Origin of the sequence: Bradyrhizobium cajani, assembly GCF_009759665.1 — a bacterium.
Lineage (GTDB): Bacteria > Pseudomonadota > Alphaproteobacteria > Rhizobiales > Xanthobacteraceae > Bradyrhizobium > Bradyrhizobium cajani.
The window spans coordinates 1-7,277 of sequence record NZ_WQNE01000074.1; the positions used below are offsets into that span (position 1 = coordinate 1).

General features: G+C 66.1%; 7 protein-coding genes. 3 read left to right on the forward strand and 4 right to left on the reverse strand.

Going from position 1 to position 7,277, the window contains the following annotated elements; translation table 11 throughout:
• Positions 1-171: 171 nt before the first annotated feature.
• Both GPL20_RS38270 and GPL20_RS38275 read right to left on the reverse strand, forming a co-directional pair.
• Complete coding sequence (locus GPL20_RS38270) at positions 172-876, reverse strand: SIMPL domain-containing protein (RefSeq protein ID WP_157337879.1); 705 nt, start codon at positions 874-876, stop codon at positions 172-174.
• A 5-nt stretch (positions 877-881) separates the two neighbouring features.
• Positions 882-1,613: a GyrI-like domain-containing protein gene (locus GPL20_RS38275; RefSeq protein WP_157337881.1), complete on the reverse strand. Its 732-nt coding sequence runs from the start codon at positions 1,611-1,613 to the stop codon at positions 882-884.
• Positions 1,614-1,827: 214 nt separating this feature from the next.
• On the opposite strand from GPL20_RS38275, the gene dapF reads away from it, so the two are divergent.
• A complete protein-coding gene (dapF, locus tag GPL20_RS38280) occupies positions 1,828-2,703 on the forward strand; it encodes a diaminopimelate epimerase (RefSeq protein ID WP_157337883.1) in 876 nt (291 codons plus the stop codon).
• Entirely contained in the window at positions 2,703-3,959 is a 1,257-nt protein-coding gene (mtaB, locus tag GPL20_RS38285; protein WP_157337885.1) for a tRNA (N(6)-L-threonylcarbamoyladenosine(37)-C(2))-methylthiotransferase MtaB, read from the forward strand. Before dapF ends, mtaB begins: the two co-directional genes overlap by 1 nt.
• A gap of 144 nt (positions 3,960-4,103) precedes the next feature.
• Here the strand turns inward: mtaB and GPL20_RS38290 are convergent, their stop codons facing one another.
• Positions 4,104-5,213 carry a DUF2336 domain-containing protein gene (locus GPL20_RS38290; RefSeq protein ID WP_157337888.1) on the reverse strand — a complete coding sequence of 370 codons (1,110 nt, stop codon included), beginning with the start codon at positions 5,211-5,213 and terminating at the stop codon, positions 4,104-4,106.
• A 218-nt stretch (positions 5,214-5,431) separates the two neighbouring features.
• Complete coding sequence (locus tag GPL20_RS38295; RefSeq protein ID WP_167533393.1) at positions 5,432-6,133, reverse strand: RluA family pseudouridine synthase; 702 nt, start codon at positions 6,131-6,133, stop codon at positions 5,432-5,434.
• A 47-nt stretch (positions 6,134-6,180) separates the two neighbouring features.
• On the opposite strand from GPL20_RS38295, the gene ftsY reads away from it, so the two are divergent.
• On the forward strand, positions 6,181-7,125 hold the full coding sequence (ftsY, locus tag GPL20_RS38300) for a signal recognition particle-docking protein FtsY (protein WP_157337890.1): 945 nt from the start codon (positions 6,181-6,183) through the stop codon (positions 7,123-7,125).
• Positions 7,126-7,277: the final 152 nt, after the last annotated feature.

Here is a 7,277-nt window from a genome sequence, read left to right on the forward strand (position 1 = left end):
TCTCGGCGGCTGGGATGGCTACCCGTCCTCCAAACCCCCAGGTCCGATAACCCTCAAGAACGGCCTCGAATACTTCCAGGCCGTCGCAGCAGGATGGAGCCTCAGAGATATGTGCATGCTCTAGCGCCTCCGCGGGGACGACAGCGGAGTTTGTAACAGGCAGTGCGCCTCTTACGGCTCTTTCGGCTTGATCGCCCAGCTCACATTGACCGTCACCGACAGCGTTTCCTCGCCCGGCGCGACCGCGGCGGGCGCAGCCATTGGCGCTGCGGCCATGCGGCCCTTGAACAGCGGCACCGGGCCGCCGCCCTCGGTGACGCTGAGCGGCGCGCCCAGCGTGACGCCAGTGGCCTTGGCGTAGATCTCCGCCTTGCGGCGGGCATCGGCCACCGCCTGCTCGCGGGCGTCGTCGAGCAGCTTCGAGGCCTGCGTCACCTCGAACGAGATGTTGCCGATATCGTTGGCGCCGGCGCTGACCAGCGTGTCGATGATGCCGGCCACTTTGGTCACGTCGCGCATCTTCACGGTGACGCGGTTGGAGGCGCGGAAGCCGACCACGGGCGAGGCGCCGGTGGATTTGTTCTGGCCGTATTGCGGCTGCAGCGACAGGCGCGAGGTCTGGTAGTCCTTCTCGGCGATGCCGGCGCCCTTCAGCGCCAGCAGCACCTTGCCCATCGCGGCGTTGTTGGCATCGGACGCTTCCTTGGCCGTCTTGGCGTCATTGGCGACGCCCGCATCGATCTGCGCGAGATCGGGCGCCGCGGACATCGTGGCTTCGCCGCTGACCGAGATCGCGGCGGGGAAGTCGTCGGCGCGCACCGGCGCGGTCAGCAGCGTGGTGGCAAGGACGGCGGCGAGTACGGCAGGCTTTTTCATCGGTCTCACTTCAGCGGCACGAAAACATTGATCACGAGCTTGTCCTCAGCCGTCTTCAGGGGATCGGTGAGGTACTCCTCGATGAAGGTGTCCTTGGCTTCCAGTCTCTTGTCGTCAAGGTGATTGGTGATCGCCTCATAGGTGTTGTCCATATTGTCGTAGGAGCCGCGATGGACGAATTTCAGCGCCTTGCCCTCCGGCGATTTGCCGATGCTCATGTCCTTGGGCAGGTTCTTCGGATCCTGGTCGACCGGGATCTCGGCGAGGAAGGTGAAGCCGGTATCGTCCGTCGAGGTGTAGACGATCATCGAATTGCCGGCGTGCTTGATGCCCTGCTTGTCCAGCAGCGTGTTCAGCGCCTTGAAGGCGTCGACCAGCGTGTCGAAGGCCGAGTCCCAATTGGCAGTACCCTTGACCATCACGACCTTCCTGGCCTCGAGCATGGTCTCCTGGCCGAAGGGATCGGCGGTCTGCACGGGGGCGGGCGCGGCCGCCGCAGCCGGCGGCGCAGCGGTCGGACCGGGTGAGGGTGAGGCGCTGGCGGCAGGCGCTGGCGTTGCCGCGGGTGCCGGCGAGGCACTCGCCGCCGGAGAGGGTGCGGCCGACGGGGCGGGCGAGGGGCTTGCCGACGCGGCCGGCGCCGGGCTCGGGGTTTGCGCCAGCGTGGCGGACAGACCAAACGACAAGGCCGCTGCCGGGATCAGCGCGGCCAGAGCGAAACGACGAAACCTGAACATTTTATTCTCCCCAAGGCCTTCATCACCAAGGCCCAATCCGGCTTTTCGCCCGGCCGCGGGTCCCGGTCCGCGCGAACGCCGCCGTTCTAACACGCGAGCGCCAAATTCGTCCCATGACAGATGCGTCATGGCAGACGTCCCGGCGTCGGGCCGCAAATCACTGGCCAAGCCGGCAAGGATCGCCATATAAGGCAGGCGAAATTCGGGAATTTTCATGAGCGCGCTGGCCAACCACGCATTTGCCAAGATGAACGGCATCGGCAACGAGATCGTCGTTGTCGACATGCGCGATTCCACCGCAAAGGTGACGCCGGACGACGCCCGCGCCGTGGCATCGCCGCAGGCTGGCGTGGCCTATGACCAGCTCATGGTGCTGCAGAAGCCCCGGCTCGACGGCACCGAAGCCTTCATCCGCATCTATAACAATGACGGCTCGGAAGCCGGCGCCTGCGGCAATGGCATGCGCTGCGTGGTGCGCCGCATCTTCGAGAAGAGCGGCCAGACCACGGCGACGTTCGAGACGGCGGCCGGCCTGCTCAATGCCTGGCAGGGCCCGGCGCCCGATCTCTACACGGTCGACATGGGCGCGCCGAAGTTCGGCTGGCAGGACATTCCGCTGGCGGAAGAGTTTCGCGACACCCGCTACATCGAATTGCAGATCGGGCCGATCGACAATCCGATCCTGCATTCGCCGTCAGTGGTGAGCATGGGCAATCCGCATGCGATCTTCTGGGTCGATGACGTCGAGGCCTATGATCTCGGGCGGTTCGGTCCGCTGCTCGAAAACCACCCGATCTTTCCCGAACGCGCCAACATCACGCTCGCCCATATCGTCGATCGCGACCACATCACGATCCGCACCTGGGAGCGCGGCGCCGGCCTGACCAGGGCGTGCGGTTCGGCGGCTTGTGCCACGGCGGTCGCCGCGGCACGCCTGAAGCGCGCCGAGCGCAAGGTCGAGATCACGCTGCCCGGCGGCAAGCTCGGCATCGAATGGCGCGAGCGCGACGACCACGTGCTGATGACGGGCACGGCGACCTTCGAATATGAGGGCACCTTCGATCCGGCGCTGTTCGCGCCGGTCGGCTGATGGCCGTCGACATCGTCACCTTCGGCTGCCGCCTCAATGCGTTCGAGGCCGAGGTGATCCGCCGCGAGGCGGAGGGCGCCGGCCTTTCCGACACCATCATCATCAACAGCTGCGCCGTGACCAACGAGGCGGTGGCGCAGGCGCGCCAGTCGATCCGCAAATTGAAGCGCGAGCGGCCGGGTGCGCGCATCGTCGTCACCGGCTGCGCCGCGCAGACGCAAACCGCGATGTTCGCCGATATGGCCGAGGTCGACCGCGTCGTCGGCAATGACGACAAGATGCGCGGCGAAGCATGGCGCGAGGCCCGCAACGCCTTCGATCTCGGTGCCAGCGAGAAGATCGCCGTCAGCGACATCATGGCGGTGAAGGAGATGGCGCCGCATCTGATCGATGGCTTTGCGAGCGGCCTGCCGCGCGTGTTCGTGCAGGTGCAGAACGGCTGCGACCATCGCTGCACCTTCTGCATCATTCCCTACGGCCGCGGCAATTCGCGCTCGGTGCCGATGGGTGCGGTGGTCGATCAGGTCCGCGCATTGGCCCAGCGCGGCCATGCCGAGATCGTGCTGACCGGTGTCGATCTCACGAGTTACGGCACGGATTTGCCGGGCGCGCCAAAACTCGGCATGCTGACAAGGCAGATTTTGCGACATGTGCCAGACTTGAGGCGCCTGCGCATCTCCTCGATCGATTCGATCGAGGCCGACGACGATCTGCTCGATGCCATCGCCGACGATGCACGGCTGATGCCGCATTTGCACCTGTCGCTGCAATCCGGCGACGACATGATCCTGAAGCGCATGAAGCGGCGGCATTCACGGCGCGATGCGATCGCATTCTGCGATCAGGTCCGCCGCCTGCGCCCCGATGTCGTCTTCGGCGCCGACATCATCGCGGGCTTCCCGACCGAGACCGACGAGATGTTTTCGCGCTCGCTCGATCTCGTCGAGGAATGCGGGCTGACGTTCCTGCATGTCTTCCCCTATTCCCCGCGCCCCGGCACCCCGGCCGCGCGGATGCCGCAGGTGGCGGGCGCTGCGATCAAGGAGCGCGCGAGGCGGCTGCGGACGGCGGGCGAAGCGGCGCTGCGTCAGCGACTGCAAGCCGAGATCGGCGCAACACGCGAGGTGCTGGTCGAGAGTGAAGCGCAGGGGCGCACGGAGCACTATTTGCCGGTGGCGATTGCGGGCGAGCGCGTGGGTAGCGTGGTGTCGCTGAGGATTGCTGGAAGTGATGGTGAGCGGCTCATCACACGATAGGTGTCGTCGCCCGGCTTGACCGGGCGACCCAGTACGCCGCGGCTTTTCCGTATCCCACGAACGTCTCTGGAATACTGGATCACCCGCTTTCGCGGGTGATGACACCGTCAATTTGGCGATCGACTTTGCCCCAAACGCACTCCCTTACGACGCCCGCACCTGCCAGAACCGCAGCGTGCGCCGCGCATTCTCCGCGGTCATGCGCGCAAAATGGCCCTGCGCCCTGGCGAGATCCGCCGGCTTCATCGCGCCTGTCGCAAAACGGCTTTCGAGCACGGCGGCGGTGGTTTCCCAGCTGAGCTGCGCTGCCTTGCAGGGGACGAGCAGGCCGTCGTCGCGCAGGCTCTGCATCAGCGGACGAATCACCTCGACGGTGGATTGCGACAGCAGCGCCAGGGCCGCCACGGTCTCCTCATAGCGCCGCTGCGTGGCGAAGCCGAACAAGGTCGCCTCGCTGAGGTTACCGGTTGCCTTGAGGTTCGCAACGGCGCGCTTGGCGCCTTCGAAGTCGCGCACACCCGACATCTCGCGCTCGACACCGACGGCGACCGCCGCGATCGCGCTCTGGATCTCCTCGAACAGATGCGGTGGTGCACGCGACAGCAGCCGGGCGCGCACGGCATCCGTCGCCGCGCGCAACAATCGGCGGCGCAGCTCCGACGGCAGGTCGACGCGGACGCCGACGCTGACCGCGAGCTCCGGATCGGACTCGGCCTGCCTGACGATGACGGCAAAACCGTCTCCGGAGACGCGCGCGCCGGGATTGGCCGCGAGCCGCCGGCTGACGCTGGGATAGCGGCGCGCCAGCAGCGCGTCGGTGACGATGTCCTTCAGCCACCAGCGGCCGGCGATCGCGAGCAGATGCGGCTCGCCCTTGGATGATGCGATCTTCACCAGCTCGCCGTCGTCGAGGCGCGCGGATTCCTGGAGCACGGGCCCGGCGATGCGGATCTCGTCGTTGTGGGCGAGGCGGCGGATCACCGAGGGCGGCGCCTGCGCGATCGGCGCGAGCTGCGCGCTGATCTCGGCGAGCGTCACGCGCGCTGCCACATCGGCGATGGCACGCAGTTCGATGGTGCCGATCAGGCGCTCGAGCACCTCGTCGAACAGCGCGATCTGCTCGTCGTCAAAACTGCCGGCGGAGGACAGGAAGAGGTGGGTCACGCGCCGGGCGGTTTCCAGGCCTTTTTCCGGCGATCCGATCCGAAGTGCGGATTCGACCTCGTCGATGATCGATAGCTCGGCCTTGGACATGACGCGTGGCTCGTCCTGAGCGAATTGACGGAAGCTTGTTCTAAGCAACCGTTATCATTAGAGGCGAGCACTGAAGGTTTGGTAAACCATGGGCGATGACCCTCATCCTGAGGAGCCCGCGAAGCGGGCGCCTCGAAGGATACAGGCCGAGGTGCAGCAGCGGGGCCTTTCATGGTTCGAGACGCGCTTCGCGCTCCTCACCATGAGGGTCTAAGAGGCTATTCCCCGTTCCACCCGCAGGCGCGGAGCCGCTCGTGCATGTGGGGCGGGGCGGGCGCCACGACGCGGATGGGCTCCTTGTTCCGGGAGATCGGCACCACGATCTCGCGGGAATGCAGATGCAGCCGCGGCTCGCCGAAGCGCGGACCGTTGCCGTAAATGTTATCGCCGACGATCGGCCAGCCGGTCGCGGCCGAATGCACCCGCAATTGATGGGTCCGCCCGGTGACCGGTTCCATGGCGAGCCAGGTCAGGCCCGCGCCCCGGCCCATCACCTTCCAGTTCGTGATTGCTTTCTGCCCTTCCGGATCCGGCTTCTGCCACCAGCCACGTTCGGCGTTGAGCCGGCCGAGCGGCATGTCGATGGTGCCTTCATCTTCAGCGGGCCCGCCCTCGACCACGGTCCAGTAGGTCTTGCCGATCTTGCCGTGCTTGAAGAGGAGGCCGAGCGAGGCGGTGGCCTTGCGATGGCGGCCGAGCACGAGGCAACCGGAGGTGTCCTTGTCGAGCCGGTGGGCCAGCACCGGCGGCCGCGGCAGGCCGAAACGGAGAGCGTCGAAAGAGCTTTCCAGGTTGGGCCCGCCCTTGGGGCCACGATGCACTGGCAGGCCCGCCGGCTTGTCGATGACCAGCATCAGGCCGTCGCGATGGAGCACGCGGCTCAAGATCTCGTCAGCGGTCAATTCGGGAACATCGAGCAATTGCAAGACTTTCGTTTATGGGCCGGAACGGCTAACACACCCCCGCCATGAACGATACCTCCGAGACCCCCAAGCTGAGCTGGTGGCGCCGCCTGTCCAACGGGCTGAAGCGCACGTCGTCCTCGCTCGGGACCGCGGTCGCCGATCTCGTCACCAAGCGCAAGCTCGACCGCGCCATGCTCGACGACATCGAGGACGTGCTGCTCCGCGCCGACCTCGGCACGCAAGTCGCGGTGCGGATCGCGGATGCGGTCGGCACGGGTCGCTACGACAAGGCGATCTCGGCGGACGAGGTCAAGGACGTCGTCGCGACCGAGGTCGAGAAGGTGCTGGCGCCGGTGGCCAAGCCGCTTGAGATCGATGCGGCGAAAAAGCCGTTCGTCATTCTCGTGGTCGGCGTCAACGGCTCCGGCAAGACCACCACCATCGGCAAGCTCTCGCAGAAATTCGCATCCGAAGGCCGCAAGGTGATGCTGGCCGCCGGCGACACGTTTCGCGCCGCCGCCATCGAGCAGCTCAAGGTCTGGGGCGAGCGCACGAAGACGCCCGTGATCGCCGGCGCGCAGGGCTCGGATTCGGCCAGCCTCGCCTTCAACGCGCTGACGGCGGCGAAGGAGCAGAACATCGACGTGCTCCTGATCGACACCGCCGGTCGCTTGCAGAACAAGGCCGAGCTGATGAACGAGCTCGAAAAGGTCGTGCGCGTCATCCGCAAGGTGGACGCAACCGCGCCGCATGCGGTGCTGCTGGTGCTGGATGCCACCGTCGGCCAGAACGCGCTGTCGCAGGTCGAGGCGTTTCATCGCACCGCAGGCGTCACTGGCCTCGTGATGACCAAGCTCGACGGCACCGCGCGCGGCGGCATCCTGGTGGCGCTGGCGGAAAAATTCAAACTGCCGGTGCATTTCATCGGCGTCGGCGAAGGCGTCGACGATCTCGCGCCGTTCACCGCGCGCGACTTCGCCCGCGCCATCGCCGGAATCGAGTCATAGGTTTCTCTTGTCATGCCCCGCATAGTGTTTAGCCCGGACAGATCACTGACGGGTGTTCGGAGACATAGCTGACACATCAACATGGCTGGATTGGTCGATTCGGGAGGCCGTCCATGCCTTGGAGTGAGGTGTCGGTAATGGATCAGCGTCAT